The organism is Pseudomonas sp. KCJK8993 (genome assembly GCF_046230915.1).
Lineage (GTDB): Bacteria > Pseudomonadota > Gammaproteobacteria > Pseudomonadales > Pseudomonadaceae > Aquipseudomonas > Aquipseudomonas piscis.
In genome coordinates this window covers 18,861-34,606 of sequence record NZ_JBJJLO010000069.1, presented here as the reverse complement: position 1 = coordinate 34,606, position 15,746 = coordinate 18,861, and the positions used below count along the sequence as shown (strand labels likewise).

Annotated in this window: 13 protein-coding genes and 1 pseudogene; 13 read left to right on the top strand and 1 reads right to left on the bottom strand. The window is 64.2% G+C overall.

Annotated features, from left to right (window positions below; translation table 11 throughout):
• Positions 1–82: 82 nt before the first annotated feature.
• From ACK6AU_RS20440 to ACK6AU_RS20425, 4 genes are all read left to right on the top strand, one after another.
• Positions 83–1,096: an iron ABC transporter substrate-binding protein gene (locus ACK6AU_RS20440; RefSeq protein ID WP_409301014.1), complete on the top strand. Its 1,014-nt coding sequence runs from the start codon at positions 83–85 to the stop codon at positions 1,094–1,096.
• Between the two features lie 3 nt (positions 1,097–1,099).
• A complete protein-coding gene (locus ACK6AU_RS20435) occupies positions 1,100–2,710 on the top strand; it encodes an ABC transporter permease (protein WP_409301012.1) in 1,611 nt (536 codons plus the stop codon).
• Positions 2,707–3,777: an ABC transporter ATP-binding protein gene (locus ACK6AU_RS20430; protein ID WP_409301010.1), complete on the top strand. Its 1,071-nt coding sequence runs from the start codon at positions 2,707–2,709 to the stop codon at positions 3,775–3,777. The genes ACK6AU_RS20435 and ACK6AU_RS20430 overlap by 4 nt, the downstream gene beginning before the upstream one ends.
• A gap of 96 nt (positions 3,778–3,873) precedes the next feature.
• The gene (locus tag ACK6AU_RS20425) at positions 3,874–4,086 is read left to right on the top strand and encodes a DUF4880 domain-containing protein (RefSeq protein ID WP_185699903.1); all 213 of its coding nucleotides are present in this window, start codon (positions 3,874–3,876) and stop codon (positions 4,084–4,086) included.
• Positions 4,087–4,096: 10 nt separating this feature from the next.
• Here ACK6AU_RS20425 and xerC read toward each other — a convergent pair.
• A pseudogene (gene xerC / locus ACK6AU_RS20420) lies at positions 4,097–4,823 on the bottom strand (tyrosine recombinase XerC).
• A 455-nt stretch (positions 4,824–5,278) separates the two neighbouring features.
• Here xerC and arnB point away from each other — a divergent pair.
• From arnB to ACK6AU_RS20375, 9 genes are read left to right on the top strand one after another with little or no spacing between them, the layout of a single operon-like run.
• The gene (gene arnB / locus ACK6AU_RS20415) at positions 5,279–6,418 is read left to right on the top strand and encodes a UDP-4-amino-4-deoxy-L-arabinose aminotransferase (protein WP_185699904.1); all 1,140 of its coding nucleotides are present in this window, start codon (positions 5,279–5,281) and stop codon (positions 6,416–6,418) included.
• A gap of 5 nt (positions 6,419–6,423) precedes the next feature.
• Positions 6,424–7,443 (top strand): undecaprenyl-phosphate 4-deoxy-4-formamido-L-arabinose transferase, encoded by a 1,020-nt coding sequence (arnC, locus tag ACK6AU_RS20410; RefSeq protein ID WP_185699905.1) that lies wholly within the window; start codon positions 6,424–6,426, stop codon positions 7,441–7,443.
• The gene (gene arnA / locus ACK6AU_RS20405; protein ID WP_185699906.1) at positions 7,440–9,446 is read left to right on the top strand and encodes a bifunctional UDP-4-amino-4-deoxy-L-arabinose formyltransferase/UDP-glucuronic acid oxidase ArnA; all 2,007 of its coding nucleotides are present in this window, start codon (positions 7,440–7,442) and stop codon (positions 9,444–9,446) included. The genes arnC and arnA overlap by 4 nt, the downstream gene beginning before the upstream one ends.
• On the top strand, positions 9,446–10,330 hold the full coding sequence (gene arnD, locus ACK6AU_RS20400) for a 4-deoxy-4-formamido-L-arabinose-phosphoundecaprenol deformylase (RefSeq protein ID WP_409301007.1): 885 nt from the start codon (positions 9,446–9,448) through the stop codon (positions 10,328–10,330). The genes arnA and arnD overlap by 1 nt, the downstream gene beginning before the upstream one ends.
• Positions 10,327–11,976, top strand: a complete 1,650-nt coding sequence (gene arnT / locus ACK6AU_RS20395; RefSeq protein WP_409301005.1) for a lipid IV(A) 4-amino-4-deoxy-L-arabinosyltransferase — start codon at positions 10,327–10,329, stop codon at positions 11,974–11,976. Before arnD ends, arnT begins: the two co-directional genes overlap by 4 nt.
• The gene (gene arnE / locus ACK6AU_RS20390; protein WP_409301003.1) at positions 11,973–12,317 is read left to right on the top strand and encodes a 4-amino-4-deoxy-L-arabinose-phosphoundecaprenol flippase subunit ArnE; all 345 of its coding nucleotides are present in this window, start codon (positions 11,973–11,975) and stop codon (positions 12,315–12,317) included. Before arnT ends, arnE begins: the two co-directional genes overlap by 4 nt.
• A complete protein-coding gene (arnF, locus tag ACK6AU_RS20385; protein ID WP_185699910.1) occupies positions 12,314–12,727 on the top strand; it encodes a 4-amino-4-deoxy-L-arabinose-phosphoundecaprenol flippase subunit ArnF in 414 nt (137 codons plus the stop codon). The genes arnE and arnF overlap by 4 nt, the downstream gene beginning before the upstream one ends.
• Complete coding sequence (locus ACK6AU_RS20380; RefSeq protein WP_185699911.1) at positions 12,724–14,088, top strand: UDP-glucose/GDP-mannose dehydrogenase family protein; 1,365 nt, start codon at positions 12,724–12,726, stop codon at positions 14,086–14,088. Before arnF ends, ACK6AU_RS20380 begins: the two co-directional genes overlap by 4 nt.
• The gene (locus ACK6AU_RS20375) at positions 14,089–15,717 is read left to right on the top strand and encodes an ArnT family glycosyltransferase (protein ID WP_409301000.1); all 1,629 of its coding nucleotides are present in this window, start codon (positions 14,089–14,091) and stop codon (positions 15,715–15,717) included. It begins immediately after the preceding gene.
• Positions 15,718–15,746 lie beyond the last annotated feature (29 nt).

Below are 15,746 nucleotides of genomic sequence, written 5' to 3'. Positions count from 1 at the left end.
TTCCTATTGGTCAACGTGAAACGGCGACTTCCCAAGCCAAGGTCCGGACCGATGCATCCAAAAAACCAGGAGCTGCTTCACCATGGCCATTCGTCCCCCCTCTATCTTCAAGTCCGCCCTGCTCGCCGGCGCCGTGATGGCTGCCGGGCATGCCTGGGCGGCGGATGCCGACGGCATCCTGGTCTACAACGCCCAGCATGAGGGCCTGACCAAGGCCTGGGTCGAAGGTTTTACCCGCGACACCGGGATCAAGGTCACCCTGCGCAATGGCGATGACAGCGAGATGGGCAACCAGTTGGTGCAGGAAGGCAACGCTTCCCCGGCAGACGTGTTCCTGACCGAGAACTCCCCGGCCATGGCCCTGGTGGATAACGCCGGGCTGCTGGCCAAGGTCGCGCCGACCACCCTGGAGCAGGTCGGTGCCGCTTACCGGCCGAGCCATGGCAACTGGGTGGGAATCGCAGCCCGCTCCACCGTGTTTGTCTACAACCCGGCCAAGCTCGGCTCCGACCAGTTGCCCAAATCGCTGATGGACCTGGCAACACCGGCCTGGAAAGGCCGATGGGCCGCCTCGCCCGCCGGAGCTGACTTCCAGGCCATCGTCAGTGCCGTCCTGGAGCTCAAGGGCGAAGCCGCCACCCTGGAATGGCTCAAGGGCATCAAGGCCAATGCCAGCCTGTATCGCGGCAACAGCGCGGTGCTCAAGGCCGTCAATGCCGGCCAGGTGGACAGTGGCGTGATCTATCACTACTACAGCTTCGTCGACCAGTCCAAGACCGGGGAAAACAGCAAGAACACCGCCCTGTACTACTTCAAGCACCAGGACCCGGGGGCTTTCGTCAGCCTTTCCGGGGGTGGCGTACTGGCCTCCAGCAAACACCAGGAACAGGCCCAGGCCTTCCTCGAGTGGATTACCAGCAAGCAGGGCCAAGAGGTACTCAAGAGCGGTCGCTCATTCGAATATGCCGTGGGCCAGGGCGCGCCTTCCAATTCGCAACTGGTGCCCCTGGCCGAACTGGATGCCCCCAAGGTCGATGCCGCCAGGCTCAACAGCAAGAAAGCCGTGGACCTGATGGGCCAGGCCGGTCTCCTGTAAGCCATGGCCGACGACCTGTCGCTGTCCAACGCCGCCGATATCGGCAAGGCCCGGGACACCACGCTGGCCGGCTATCGCCGTCGTGGCCTGGGCCCGGGGGCCGTGCCCTGGCTGTCGGCAACGGCCTTGCTGGTGTCGTTGCTGGCCTTGCTGCCCCTGGGGTTCGTCGTCGGTATCTCGATCCAGACCGGCTGGGCGACCATTGCCCAACTGCTGTTGCGCCCACGGGTCTTGGAGCTGCTGTACAACACCCTGTTGCTGCTGGCCCTGACGCTGCCGTTGTGCGTGCTGCTGGGCGTGGCCCTGGCCTGGCTCACAGAGCGCACCGACCTGCCGGGGCGCCGGGCCTGGTCCTTGCTGGCGGTGGCCCCCCTGGCCGTGCCGGCGTTCGTTCACAGCTATGCCTGGGTCAGCCTGCTGCCGGCCCTGCATGGATTGCCGGCCGCCGTGCTGGTGTCGGTGATTGCCTATTTCCCCTTCATTTACCTACCGGTCGCTGCCTCCTTGCGTCGGCTCGACCCGGCTATCGAAGACGTTGCCGAGTCCCTGGGGCTGCGGCCCTGGCCACTGTTCCTGCGGGTGGTGCTGCCACAACTGCGCCTGGCCATCGGCGGCGGTGCGTTGCTGGTGGGCCTGCACCTGCTGGCCGAGTATGGCCTCTACGCGATGATTCGCTTCGATACCTTCACCACCGCCATCTATGACCAGTTCCAGTCCACCTATAACGGACCTGCGGCCAATATGCTGGCCGGGGTGCTGGTTCTGTGCTGCTTGCTGTTGCTGACGATCGAGTCTGCCAGTCGAGGCCACGCCCGCTACGCCCGGGTCGGCTCCGGCAGCCCCAGGGCACAACGTGCCATGCGCTTGCAGGCGATTTCGCACTGCGCCGGCCTGGGGCTGACGACACTCACCAGCCTCCTGGCCCTGGGCGTTCCCCTATGGACCCTGGGCAAGTGGCTGCTGGCTGGCGGGATGGCCGTCTGGCAAGGCGCGGACTTGCTGCCCAGCCTGCAACAGACCCTGGTCCTGGCCAGCCTCGGCGCATTGCTGACCACCCTGGTCGCCCTGCCCCTGGCCTGGTTGTCGATCCGCGCCCCGGGCCCATTGCTGCGGTTGCTGGAAAGCTGCAACTACATCAGCAGCTCCCTGCCGGGCATCGTCGTCGCCCTGGCGCTGGTGACCATCAGCGTAAAATTCGCCCGGCCGCTTTACCAGACCAGCCTTTGCGTGCTCCTGGCCTACGCCCTGATGTTCCTGCCCCGGGCGCTGGTCAGCTTGCGGGCCGGTATCGCCCAGGCCCCGGTGGAGCTGGAAAACATCGCTCGCAGCCTGGGCCGTGGACCGCTGCAGGCCCTGTGGTGGATCACCCTGCGCCTGGCGGCCCCGGGTGCGGCGGCCGGGGCGGCGCTGGTATTCCTGGCCATCAGCAACGAGCTGACGGCCACCCTGCTGCTGGCACCCAACGGCACCCGGACCCTGGCGACCGGGTTCTGGGCCATGACCAGCGAAATCGACTATGCCGCGGCAGCGCCCTATGCCTTGCTGATGATCGTGCTTTCACTGCCGTTGACCGGCCTTCTCTACCAACAGTCCAGGCGCAGCGCAGGCCGATGAATACCCTTGAACTCCATGCAGTGCATAAATCCTTCGGCCCAGTAGCGGCGCTGACCGATATCAACCTTTGCGTACCCTCTGGCAGTCGCACGGCAATCGTCGGCCCCTCGGGCTCCGGCAAGACCACCCTTTTGCGCATGATTGCCGGTTTCGAATTCCCCGACCGCGGGTGCATTACCCTCGACGGCCAGGTCATGGTCGACGACCAGGGCGCGGTACCTGCCCACCAGCGCCTGATCGGCTATGTCCCGCAGGATGGCGCGCTGTTCCCGCACTTGAGCGTGGCGGCCAATGTCGGTTTCGGCCTGCCAGGGAGCCAGGACAGCAAGCGCCAGCGCATCGCTGAACTGCTGGAAATGGTCGCCCTGGAGGCCAACATGGCAACACGCTGGCCCCATGAGCTGTCCGGCGGCCAGCAACAACGAGTGGCCCTGGCGCGCGCCCTGGCCCAACGCCCGCGGTTGATGTTGCTGGATGAACCTTTCTCCGCCCTGGATACCGGCTTGCGGGCCTCGATGCGCAAGACCGTCGCCCGCCTGCTGGCCGATACCGGAGTGACCACGGTCATGGTTACCCACGATCAGGCCGAAGCCTTGTCCTTTGCCGACCAACTGGTAGTCATGCGCCAGGGCCGGCTGATCCAGGCCGGCCCTCCCCTGGAGCTGTACCAGCACCCGCAGGATGCGCAGACGGCGTTGTTCCTGGGCGATGCCGTGCTGCTACCGGCGCACCTGGACAACGGACTGGCCCACTGCGACCTCGGCGTGCTGCCTGTACGCGATTCGGCTGCCAGGGGCCAAGCCACGATCATGTTGCGCCCCGAGCAATTGCAACTGGCTCCAGAGGCCCCGGGAAGCGGGGTCGCAACCGGTTGCGTCGCCGTGGTCAAAGATTGCGACTTCGCCGGCAACACCTGCACCCTCAATGTCGCCCTGGCCACCGCTAGCGGTGGCGAGCAGCTGGTGCCGGTACGCAATCAGGGCCCCCACCTGCCGGCCCCGGGTACTCGGGTAAGGATTTGCACCCAGGGCCTGGCACATGTCCTGGGTGCGACAACAGCAACTTGAGCCACGCCTTGGCGGCGCACGCGATTCGGCCTGATACTGGCGCGATACCCGCCCATGGCGGGCGCAGTGAGCTCCACTCTGAACAAGGATTGAACAATGACCGAGCCTGCCGACGCAGCAGATGAGTACGTAATGATGCAGGCGGCCCACTGGTGCATCCGCCTGCGCGAGGACGACTGCAGCCTCGCGGAACGCCAGGCCTTCGAGGACTGGCTACTGAGCGACCCGAGCCATGCCTGTGAGTACTCCAGGATGCTGGAAGTCTGGGACCTGACCGGCCAGCTCGTCCCCGGCACGCCGGCGGCCTGAGTCCGGTGGACTACAGGTCGAAACGGTCCATGGCGCGACGACGTTCGTTGTCGTCGCGCAGGTCATAGCTGGCGGTGGTCTGGATATTGGTGTGATGGGCCAGTTTCTGGGCGATCGCCAGGTCATGCTCTTCGATCCCCCGAGTAATGAACGAACGACGAAAATCATGGGGCGTGATCCGCACGCCCACCTCGGCTCCTCGCTGCCGAGCGATGGAGTAGATGGCATGCTTGCTGATACGTTCACGGATGATATGGCCGCCGCGGCGAATGCGATTGAACAGGAATGGATCATCGGCCTGCCCCTTGGGCAGGCGTTCGCGGCGCAGGTCGAGCCAGGCTTGCAGCTTGTGGAAGGCCCAGGCCGGCGCGTACTTGATCAACTGCTTGTTGCCCTTGGCCAGCACCTCGAGGCTGCGCTGGTCGAAGTCCACCTGGGCCAGGTCAAGGTTCACCGATGTTCATGACTCCGCGCAGGGCATTGACGTACAGCGAAGAGGTATTGGGAGCGTAGCCATCGCGACGCAAGGTCGCGACCAGGGCGGTGACATGCTCCGGCTGCAGCTGGTGCCAGGGGAGGTCCTCGAGGTTCATGTCCTCATACTCCAGGCGGTCGGCCGTGTCCTGCAGCACATAGCGCAGGGTCGACTGGCTGGAGGGCGCCAATCGCGCCAGGTACAGGCCCAAGGGATTGGTCGCGCCGATGTTTTCGCTGGCTTGTTCGATGGGCGCAGTCATGGACATATGTAACAAACCGGTTGCACTTGATAGCGCCTTGACCAGTTGCGAAAAATCCTTGGGTGGCACCCTTTTCTGCTCGCCTTAAACCCGCTAAAACTGGCGGCTACAGCCAATTGATGAACAAAATTAACAAAAAACTGAACCCTGGCTGTCTAGCTCGCAGAAAAACGGAGTTTTGGCTTCTTTTTCATATTCGTTTCACATTTTTGCGCTTAATCTCAGCCACCGACGGCCCAGGGGCCTAGTGCAGCTGTTTCACAGTTTGCACGGGTAACGCCTTGATCCACTTTACTTTTCACAATCATCGTCTTTACTCATTTGCTGCATGGAACGCCACGCTGGCCCAATCAACCGGATGTGCCCGATGACCACCGCCCCCCGCGCTCCATGAACGTTGTTCGCACGCTGCACCCTTACCCCCAGCTTTCGCATTGTGTAGACCCGAGGTAACCATGAACCAGGCTTTCCTTCCTTTCTCGCGCCCGAGCATTGGCGACGAAGAGGTGGCCGCTGTAGAGCAGGTTCTGCGCTCCGGCTGGATCACCACCGGCCCGAAAAACCAGGAACTCGAACAGCTCTTCGCCGAACGTGTCGGCGCCCGCCATGCCGTGGCCCTGTCCTCGGCCACCGGCGCCATGCACATCACCCTGCTGGCCCTGGGCATCGGCCCCGGCGATGAAGTCATCACCCCCTCCCAGACCTGGGTTTCCACCGCCAACATGATCTGCCTGCTGGGGGCGACCCCGGTGTTCGTCGATGTCGATCCCGACACCCTGATGAGCGACGCAGCGACCATCGAGGCCGCGATCACTCCCAGGACCAAGGCGATCATCCCGGTGCACTACGCGGGTGCCGCTTTCGACCTCGACCCGCTCTACGCCCTGGCGGACAAGCACGGTATCGCAGTGATCGAAGACGCCGCCCATGCCGCCGGCACCACCTACCGCGGTCGCGAGATCGGCGCCCGGGGCACGGCGATCTTCTCCTTCCATGCGATCAAGAACATGACCTGCGCCGAGGGCGCGATGTTCGTCAGCGATGACGAGGCCCTGGCCAACCGGGTGCGCATGCTCAAGTTCCATGGCCTGGGCGTGGACGCCTACGACCGCCTGACCCATGGCCGCAAGCCCCAGGCCCAGGTGATCGAGCCCGGCTTCAAGTACAACCTGGCGGACATGAACGCCGCCATTGCCCTGGTGCAACTGCAACGCCTGGACTCGATCAACGCCCGTCGCGAAGTCCTGGCCAAGGCCTACCTGGAGCGCCTGGCCGGCCTGCCGGTGCAACCGTTGCACCTGCCGCAGTATCCGCAGCAGCACAGCTGGCACCTGTTCATCCTGCGCATCGATGCCGAGCGTTGCGGGCTGGATCGCGAAGCCTTCATGAAGGGCCTGCAGGAGCAGAACATCGGCACCGGCATCCACTTCATCGCGACCCACATGCACACCTACTACCGCCAGCGTTTCCCCGACGTGCACCTGCCGCACACCGAGTGGAACTCCGCGCGGCTGTGCTCGATCCCACTGTTTCCGGACATGACCCTCGACGATGTCGAGCGGGTCGCCGGCGCCATTGAAAACCTCCTGGACTGACCCCCTTGAAACCTTATCCCATTCAGTTCGTGTCGATCGTCATCCCGGTCTACAACGAAGAACAGAGCCTTCCCGAGCTCCTGCGACGTACCGAAGCGGCCTGCCGCCTGCTCAAGCACGACTTTGAAATCGTCCTGGTGGACGATGGCAGCCGCGACGAGTCGGCCAACATCCTGCAAGCCGCCGCCGAACGCGAAGGCAGCCCGGTGGTGGCGGTGATCCTCAACCGCAACTACGGCCAGCACGCAGCGATCATGGCCGGTTTCGAGCAGTGCCGCGGCGATGTGGTGATCACCCTCGATGCCGACCTGCAGAACCCGCCGGAAGAGATTCCACGCCTGGTGGCCCAGGCCGAACTGGGCTACGACGTGGTCGGCACCGTGCGCAACAACCGCCAGGATTCGGCTTTCCGCCGCTGGCCGTCGAAGCTGATCAACCTCGCGGTGCAGCGCTCCACCGGGGTCGCCATGAGCGACTACGGCTGCATGCTGCGTGCCTATCGCCGAACCATCATCGACGCGATGCTGGCCTGCACCGAGCGCAGCACCTTCATCCCGATCCTGGCCAACAGCTTCGCCCGGCATACCACCGAGGTGCTGGTGGAGCACGCCGAGCGCGAGCACGGCGACTCCAAGTACAGCCCGATGCGCCTGGTCAACCTGATGTTCGACCTGATCACCTGCATGACCACCACGCCCCTGCGCTTGCTGAGCATCATCGGTTTCGGCATGGCCGGCCTGGGCGCGCTGTTCGCCTTGATGCTGATCGTCCTGCGGTTGATCTTCGGCGCGACCTGGGCTGGCGACGGCACCTTCGTCTTGTTCGCGGTGCTCTTCGTGTTCACCGGCGGCCAGTTCATCGGCATGGGCCTTTTGGGTGAATACCTGGGGCGCATGTACAGCGACGTGCGAGCCCGCCCACGCTTCTTCATCGAAAGAGTCTTGCGCAGCCACCCGGCGGTTCCGGCCCCGGTTGTGACTGTCGACGGTTTAACTTCCACCCATACTGATCAGGTCTCCCAATGAGCAATAAAGCTGTCGTCTTCGCCTACCACGATATTGGCTGTGCTGGCATCGAAGCCCTGCTCAACGCAGGTTATGAGATCGCCGCGGTGTTCACCCATGCCGATGACCCGAAGGAAAACACCTTCTATGGTTCCGTCGCGCAACTGTGCGCCCGCAAGGGTATCGCCGTGCATGCCCCGGAGGATGCCAACCACCCGCTGTGGATCGAGCGCATCGCCAAGCTCAATCCCGACTACCTGTTCTCCTTCTACTACCGCAACCTGCTGAGCGAGCAGCTGCTGGCCACCGCCAGCAAGGGCGCGTTCAACCTGCACGGCTCCCTGCTGCCCCGCTACCGTGGCCGCGCCCCAGCGAACTGGGTCCTGGTAAAAGGCGAGACCGAGACCGGCGTGACCCTGCACCGCATGGTCAAGCGCGCCGATGCCGGCGCGATCATCGCCCAGGAACGCGTGGCCATCGAGCGCAGCGACACCGCGCTGAGCCTGCACCACAAGCTGCGTGATGCCGCCGCCAGCCTGCTGCGCGACACCCTGCCGGCACTGGCCCAGGGCAAGATCAGCGAAACCGTCCAGGATGAATCCAAAGCCAGCTACTTCGGCCGGCGTACCGCCGCGGACGGCAAGCTGGACTGGAAACGCCCGGCCGAAGAACTGTTCAACCTGGTGCGTGCCGTGACCCAGCCCTACCCTGGCGCCTTCTGCGCCGTCGGTGAGCACAAGCTGATCGTCTGGAGCGCCGAGGTGGCCAAGGGCAACGAAGGCCAGGCTCCGGGCCGGGTCATCAGCGTCGATCCGCTGCGCATCGCCTGTGGCGAAGACTCCCTGGTCATCACCTCCGGCCAGCGCAACGCCAACGGCCTGTACCTGAGCGGCCCGCAACTGGCCAACGAACTGGGCCTGGTGGACGGCTCCCTGCTGCGCGGCGCCGAGTCCGGCCGCAAGCCACGTCGGACCCGGGTGCTGATCCTGGGGGTCAACGGTTTCATCGGCAACCACCTGTCCGAGCGCCTGCTGCGCGACGACAAGTACGAAGTCTACGGCCTGGACATCGGCTGCGACGCCATCGAGCGCCTGCGCAGCCACCCGAACTTCCACTTCGTCGAAGGCGACATCAGCATTCACTCCGAGTGGATCGAGTACCACATCAAGAAGTGCGACGTGGTGCTGCCGCTGGTGGCCATCGCCACCCCGATCGAATACACCCGTAACCCGCTGCGCGTATTCGAACTGGACTTCGAAGAGAACCTCAAGCTGGTCCGCTACTGCGTGAAGTACAACAAGCGGGTGATCTTCCCGTCGACGTCGGAAGTCTATGGCATGTGCCAGGACAAGAACTTCGACGAAGACAACTCCAACCTGATCGTCGGCCCGATCAACAAGCAGCGCTGGATCTACTCGGTCTCCAAGCAACTGCTGGACCGCGTGATCTGGGCCTACGGCGCCAAGGGCCTGAACTTCACCCTGTTCCGTCCATTCAACTGGATGGGGCCGCGCCTGGACCGCCTGGACTCGGCACGTATCGGCAGCTCCCGGGCCATCACCCAGTTGATCCTCAACCTGGTGGAAGGCACCCCGATCCGCCTGTTCGACGGTGGCGAGCAGAAGCGCTGCTTCACCGACATCGCCGACGGCATCGAGGCCCTGGCCCGCATCGTCGACAACGAGAACGACTGCTGCAACGGCCAGATCATCAACATCGGCAACCCGGACAACGAAGCCAGCATCCGCCAGTTGGGCGAAGAGCTGCTGCGTCAGTTCGAGGCCCACCCACTGCGTGGCAACTTCCCGCCATTCGCCGGTTTCCGCGAAGTGGAAAGCAAGGCTTTCTACGGCGCCGGCTACCAGGACGTGGAACACCGCAAGCCAAGCATCGAGAACGCCAAGCGCCTGCTGGACTGGGAACCGACCGTGGAGATGAGCCAGACCATCGGCAACACCCTGGACTTCTTCCTGCGCGAAGCCATGCTGGAAATCGCCGATCGCGCCAAAGAAGAAGCACGCTGATGCAGGCAGGTCTGCGCATTGATGTCGATACCTACCGCGGCACCCGGGAGGGGGTGCCACGGCTGCTCGAAACGCTGGATGAAGCCGGGGTCAAGGCCACGTTCTTCTTCAGCGTCGGGCCGGACAACATGGGGCGCCACCTGTGGCGCCTGATCCGTCCGCAGTTCCTCTGGAAAATGCTGCGGTCCAATGCTGCCGGCCTGTATGGCTGGGACATTCTCCTGGCCGGCACCGCCTGGCCAGGCAAACCCATCGGCCGGGACCTGGGGCACTTGATGCGCCAGACCCTGGCTGCCGGGCATGAAGTCGGCCTGCACGCCTGGGATCACCACGGCTGGCAGGCCAACACCGGACGCTGGAGCCAGGCCCAGCTGATCGAACAGATCCGCCGTGGCGTCGACAGCCTCAACGATATTCTCGGGCAAGCGGTGAGCTGCTCGGCATCCGCCGGTTGGCGTGCCGATGAGCGGGTCATCGAAGCCAAACAACAATTCGGCTTTCGCTACAACAGCGATTGCCGCGGCCAGAGCCTGTTCCAGCCACGCTTGGCGGACGGCGGCCTGGGCGCGCCACAGATTCCGGTAGACCTGCCGACCTTCGACGAAGTCGTCGGCCCGGTGGTGTCGAGCGCTGATTTCAACGCCTTCATCCTCGACCGGTTCAAGCCAGGCAAGCTCAATGTCTACACCATCCACGCCGAAGTAGAAGGGATTCTGATGGCCAATGACTTCCGCCAGCTGCTGGCCAGTGCCAAGCAGCGCGACATTCATTTCCAACCCCTGGGAGACCTGCTCCCGGCGGATATCTCCAGCCTGCCGGCAGGCCAGGTGGTACGCGGCGCCCTGGAAGGCCGCGAAGGCTGGCTGGGAGTGCAAGGAGCATGAGCAGACGCTGGGCCCTGTCGCTGCTGCTGGTCGCTTTCGGCCTGTTCTACCTCCTGCCCATGGCCACCCATGGCCTGTGGATTCCCGATGAAACGCGCTATGCGCAGATCAGCCAGGAAATGCTCCATGGCGGTCAATGGGCATCGCCGCATTTCATGGGCATTCGCTACTTCGAAAAGCCGGTGGCCGGTTATTGGTTCATGGCCATCGGCCAAGCGCTGTTCGGTGACAACCTGTTCGGCGTGCGCCTGGCCTCGGCCCTGAGCACCGGCCTGAGCGTGGTCCTGGCCTACCTGTTGGCCATGCGCTTGTGGAACGACTCACGCAAGGCTGTGGCCAGTGCCTTGCTGTACATGAGTTTTACCGTCGTGGCGCTGCTGGCCGGCTACGCCAACCTCGATCCGCAGTTCACCTTCTGGGTCAACCTGAGCCTGGTGGCGTTGTGGTTCACGTTCGACTGCAAGACTTCCCGCGGACAGTTGCTGGCCTGGGTAGTCCTGGGCCTGGCCTGCGGCATGGGCTTCATGACCAAGGGCTTCCTGGCCTGGTTGCTGCCGGTGCTGGTGGCCCTGCCCTACGCCATCTGGCAGAAACGCCTGCGCTCGTTGCTGGTCTTGGGTGGCATCGGCGTACTCGTCGCGGTCCTCATCAGCCTGCCCTGGGCCTTGGCGGTACATGCCCAGGAGCCGGACTACTGGCGTTTCTTCTTCTGGCACGAGCATATTCGCCGTTTCGCCGGTGAAGATGCCCAGCACGCCTCGCCATGGTGGTACTACCTGCCATTGCTGGTGGCTTTCAGTGTGCCCTGGGTCATGCTGCTGCCAGCCACGTTCAAACAAGCCTGGCACCAGCGGCGCCTGGGCAGTAGCGGTTTCCTGCTGTTGTGGCTGGTGCTGCCACTGGCCTTCTTCAGCCTGAGCAAGGGCAAGTTGCCCGCCTATATCCTGCCGTGCCTGTTGCCTCTGGCGCTGCTGATGGGCAATGCCCTGATGGATCGCCTGGGCAACAAGCAGACGCGCCTCATCAGTCTCAATGGCCTGCTCAATTTGCTGGCGGGCCTGCTGGGGCTCCTGGCGCTGGTGTACTTCCAGCTGAAAAAACCGGTGTACGTGGATGAACCGCAGCACCTGGTGCTGGTGTACGTCCTGCTGCTGGGCTGGATCCTCAGCAACCTGCTGGCGGCCATGCGTCCGTCGACCCTGTGGGCTGCCCCGGCCCTGGGCAGCTTCCTGCTGGTGGCGCTGGCCCCGGCGGCCCTGCCCAACTCGGTGGTCTACAACAAGATTCCCGATCAGTTCATCATCGATCACGTCGCTGAGCTGAGCGCATCCAAGAACCTGCTGAGCAACGATCTGGGCGCGGCATCGGCCCTGGCCTGGCGCCTGCGCCGCAGCGACGTGACCCTGTACAACACCGAGGGCGAGTTGAAGTACGGCCTGGCCTATGACGATTCGGCCCAGCGCAAGGTCGACCTGGACCAGGTCCAGCCGTGGATAGCCGAAGCTCGCAAGCAAGGCCCCGTGGGCGTGGTCATGCGGGTCAAGAGCAGCGATGAAGAGCATGAAGTCCAGCTCCTGCCACCGGATGCCAAGCGCTATGCCCAGGGCAATATCGTGATCTTCATCATTCCCCAGAGCCAGCCATGAGCCTGTTGCTGCTATTGCTGGCCTGCGGGCTCACCTGCCTGGGCCAGGTGGCACAGAAATTCGCCGTGGAAAGCTGGCGCGACCAGCCCTCGGACCTGCTGGCCAAGTTGCGTTCGGGCTGGTTGTGGCTGGCCCTGTTCAGCCTCGGCCTGGGCCTGTTGGTATGGCTGCTGGTATTGCAGCGCATGGAAGTGGGTGTGGCCTACCCGATGCTCAGCCTGAATTTCGTGCTGGTCACCCTGGTTGCCCGTTTCGTCTTCCACGAACCCATCGACCGCCAGCATTGGCTGGGGGTCGCCCTGGTGATCGGCGGCGTAGTGCTGCTGGGGCGTCACGCATGAGCCGGGCCAAGGGCTTCGCCTTCGCCCTGGGCAGCGTAGTGCTGGTCAGCGGGGCACAACTGGCCATGCGCTGGAGCATGACGCGCCTGCCCGCGCCCCAGCAGTGGCTGGAGGCCCTGGGTAACGGCAGCGTCGACCTGGCCGCCCTGGCGGTAGTCGTCGCGGCGATCTTCGCCTATGCCCTGTCGATGCTCTGCTGGCTGCTGGCCCTGCGCGACCTGCCACTGGGCCGGGCTTATTCGCTGTTGAGCATCAGCTATGCGCTGGTCTACCTGCTCGCCGCCGGCCTGCCGCTGTTCAACGAGCCGTTCACGCTTTCCAAAACCCTTGGGGTGGCCTTGGTCATCCTCGGGGTCATCACCATCAACTCTCGATCTGCACCCGCGACAAGTCCCAGGAATACCCCATGAAAATCAGTGTATTTGGAAGTGGTTATGTCGGCCTCGTACAGGCTGCCGTGTTGGCTGAAGTCGGCCACGATGTCATCTGCATGGACATCGATGAGCAAAAAGTCAAACAGCTGCAACAAGGACACGTGAGCATCTTCGAACCCGGGCTTGCGAGCCTGGTCAAGGAAAACCTCGAGGCCAAGCGCCTGCACTTCACCCACGACGAGAAACTCGCGGTGCAACACGGCCAGGTGCTGTTCATTGCCGTTGGCACGCCCTCGAGCGAAGACGGCTCGGCCGACCTGCGCTACGTGCTGTCGGTGGGCGATGCCGTGGCCCGCCACCGTGAGCAGCCGCTGATCCTGGTGGAGAAATCCACCGTACCGGTAGGCACCGGCGATACCCTCAAGGCCCACATCGAGAAAGCCCTGGACGGTCGTCCGCTGCAATTCGATATCGTCTCCAACCCGGAATTCCTCAAGGAAGGCTCGGCGGTTTCCGACTGCCGTCGCCCGGACCGGATCATCATCGGTTGCGCCCGCGAAGAAGTACGCGACGTGATGCGCGACCTGTATGCGCCGTTCAACCGCAACCACGACCGCATCATGTTCATGGACCTGCGCAGCGCCGAGCTGACCAAGTACGCCGCCAACTGCATGCTGGCGACCAAGATCAGCTTCATCAACCAGATCGCCGAACTGGCCGAGCACCTGGGGGCCGATATCGAGTCGGTACGCTTGGGGATCGGTGCCGACACTCGTATCGGCTACCACTTCATCTACCCTGGCTGCGGCTATGGCGGCTCGTGCTTCCCCAAGGACATGCGCGCCCTGATCCACAGCGCCGAGCAGGCCCATTGCTCCAGCGACCTGCTGCAAGCGGTGGAAGCCATCAACGAGCGGCAGAAGCACAAGCTGTTCGAGCGTATCAAGGCGTTCTACAAGGGCGACCTGAAAGGCAAGACCTTCGCCCTGTGGGGCCTGGCATTCAAGCCCAACACCGACGACATGCGCGATGCCCCGAGCCGGGTGCTGCTCGATGCGCTGTTCGCCGCCGGCGCCGAGGTCCGGGCCTTCGACCCGGAAGCCATGCAGGAAACCCAGCGCCTGTACCCGGATGAGTCGCGCCTGATGCTCATGGGCACCCCGGAGTCGGTGCTCAACGGCGCCGACGCCCTGATCATCTGCACCGAGTGGCAGCAGTTCAAGGCCCCGGACTTCGAGCTGATCCAGCAGCGCCTCAAGGCGCCGGTGATCTTCGACGGCCGCAACCTGTACGACGCCGAACGCCTGGCCCGTAACGGCTTCACTTACTTCCCGATCGGTCGCGGCGAATCGCGCAACCTGCCGATCCCCCATCAGCAGTGGTCCGCCGAGGCCTGAATGAGCACGCACTCCAGCTCCCCTTCGAACACATTACTTTGGCAATCGTTGGGGCTGGGGCTGCTGACTTTGCTGCTGTTCTGCGCCGGCGCCGACCATCAGTCGGCGATCGGCTTCGATTCCCGGTTCGTCCTGTTCGCCAAGGAAATGCTGCGCCATGGCCCGGGGTTCTTCCCCACCACCTACGGCGAGCCCTATGCCGACTACACCAGCGCCTCGACCCTGCTGGTGTGGCTGTTCTCGCTTCCCGGCGGGCAGGTCACCAGCTTCACCGCCTGGTTGCCCACGGCCATCGCCTCGGCACTGATCGTCAGCCTGCTCTATCGCCTGCTGGCGCCCTACTCTCGCACCTGGGCGTTGTCGAGCATCGCCCTGTTGCTGCTGAGCAATACCTTCATCAGCGAAACCCGCGCGGTATCCCTTGACCAGATGCTCGCCGCCGTGTCCCTGGCGGTGTTCTACCTGGGTTACGCCCATGACCATTTCGCCGCGCCCCGGCGCCTGGGCTGGATCCTGCTGTTGCTGGTAGTGGGTTTCGCCATTCGTGGACCCATCGGCCTGGTGATCCCCACCGGCATGCTATGCAGCTATTACCTGTTGGCAGGCCAGTGGCGGCGCCTGTTCGGCTTCGGCTTCAGCGCCCTCGGATTACTGGCGGCGTGCGTTGCCCTGCTGCTGTGGCTGGCCAAGCTCAGCGGCGGCCAGGCATTCGTCGACGATGTGATCCGCATGCAGTTCATGGGGCGCATGGACGGCAGCGAAGGCTCCAGTGATGTCTTCTATTACTTCACCAGTTCCCTGGGCAACTACGCCCTGGCCTACCCGCTGGCGCTCCTGGCCTGGGTCGCCGTGCTGCTGGGCCGCTCGGGCGAACCGGCCAGCCCGGCCCTCAGGCTGCTGCGCTGGAGCACCGCGGCGGCGCTGGTGGTGATGATCGGCCTGTCGATTCCCCAGGCGAAGAAGGCGCGCTACCTGCTGCCGATGCTGCCCATGGCGGCCATCATCGCCAGCTATCCGTTCCAGGCCCATGGCGGCCGGCCGATGGCTTGGCTGCGCGGATTGATCCAGGGCCTGTGGCTGCTATTGCCGGCACTGCTGATGGTGGGCCTGGTGGTGTTGCGGCGCAAATTCCCCGACCAATTGACCAGCCTCACTCCCATGCTGGTGGTGCTGGGGCTGCTCCAACTGCTGTCCCTGGCGTTGCTGTTCAAGCGCCAGTGGCGCGCCGTGGGCTTGGCCTACAGCGCTGTGCTGGCGGTCTGGGCCTGTTACATCGGGGTGTTCGAACCCGTCCAGCACCGGCTCTACGACACCCGGGCCTTCAGCCAGGCGGCGCTGCGCCTGATCGAGGAGCAGCCGGCGCCGCTGGTCCTGCACCGCATGGGCAAGGACGCCAAGGCGATCAAGTTCATGGTCAACCTGGACCGCGACCTGCAGCCGCGCTTCACCGACCAGGCCGCGGCGCTGGAGCAGATGGCCGGGCCGGCCTGGATCATCCTCGACCAGGATGACCTCGCCGACCTGCAAGGCAGTCCCCTGGCCGGACTGAAACCGGCGCTCAGCGCACGCTTCGACAAGAACGACTTCGTCCTCCTGCACTTGCCCGGCCCCGCCTTGCCACAGCCCTGAAGCCGTTGCACAAGGCCCCGGCGGCTCCT

Coding starts and splice junctions, on each gene's coding strand:
- ACK6AU_RS20440 (WP_409301014.1), top strand. CDS start 83: ATGGCCATTCGTCCCCCCTCTATCTTCAAGTCCGCCCTGCTCGCCGGC.
- ACK6AU_RS20435 (WP_409301012.1), top strand. CDS start 1,100: ATGGCCGACGACCTGTCGCTGTCCAACGCCGCCGATATCGGCAAGGCC.
- ACK6AU_RS20430 (WP_409301010.1), top strand. CDS start 2,707: ATGAATACCCTTGAACTCCATGCAGTGCATAAATCCTTCGGCCCAGTA.
- ACK6AU_RS20425 (WP_185699903.1), top strand. CDS start 3,874: ATGACCGAGCCTGCCGACGCAGCAGATGAGTACGTAATGATGCAGGCG.
- arnB (WP_185699904.1), top strand. CDS start 5,279: ATGAACCAGGCTTTCCTTCCTTTCTCGCGCCCGAGCATTGGCGACGAA.
- arnA (WP_185699906.1), top strand. CDS start 7,440: ATGAGCAATAAAGCTGTCGTCTTCGCCTACCACGATATTGGCTGTGCT.
- arnD (WP_409301007.1), top strand. CDS start 9,446: ATGCAGGCAGGTCTGCGCATTGATGTCGATACCTACCGCGGCACCCGG.
- arnT (WP_409301005.1), top strand. CDS start 10,327: ATGAGCAGACGCTGGGCCCTGTCGCTGCTGCTGGTCGCTTTCGGCCTG.
- arnE (WP_409301003.1), top strand. CDS start 11,973: ATGAGCCTGTTGCTGCTATTGCTGGCCTGCGGGCTCACCTGCCTGGGC.
- arnF (WP_185699910.1), top strand. CDS start 12,314: ATGAGCCGGGCCAAGGGCTTCGCCTTCGCCCTGGGCAGCGTAGTGCTG.
- ACK6AU_RS20380 (WP_185699911.1), top strand. CDS start 12,724: ATGAAAATCAGTGTATTTGGAAGTGGTTATGTCGGCCTCGTACAGGCT.
- ACK6AU_RS20375 (WP_409301000.1), top strand. CDS start 14,089: ATGAGCACGCACTCCAGCTCCCCTTCGAACACATTACTTTGGCAATCG.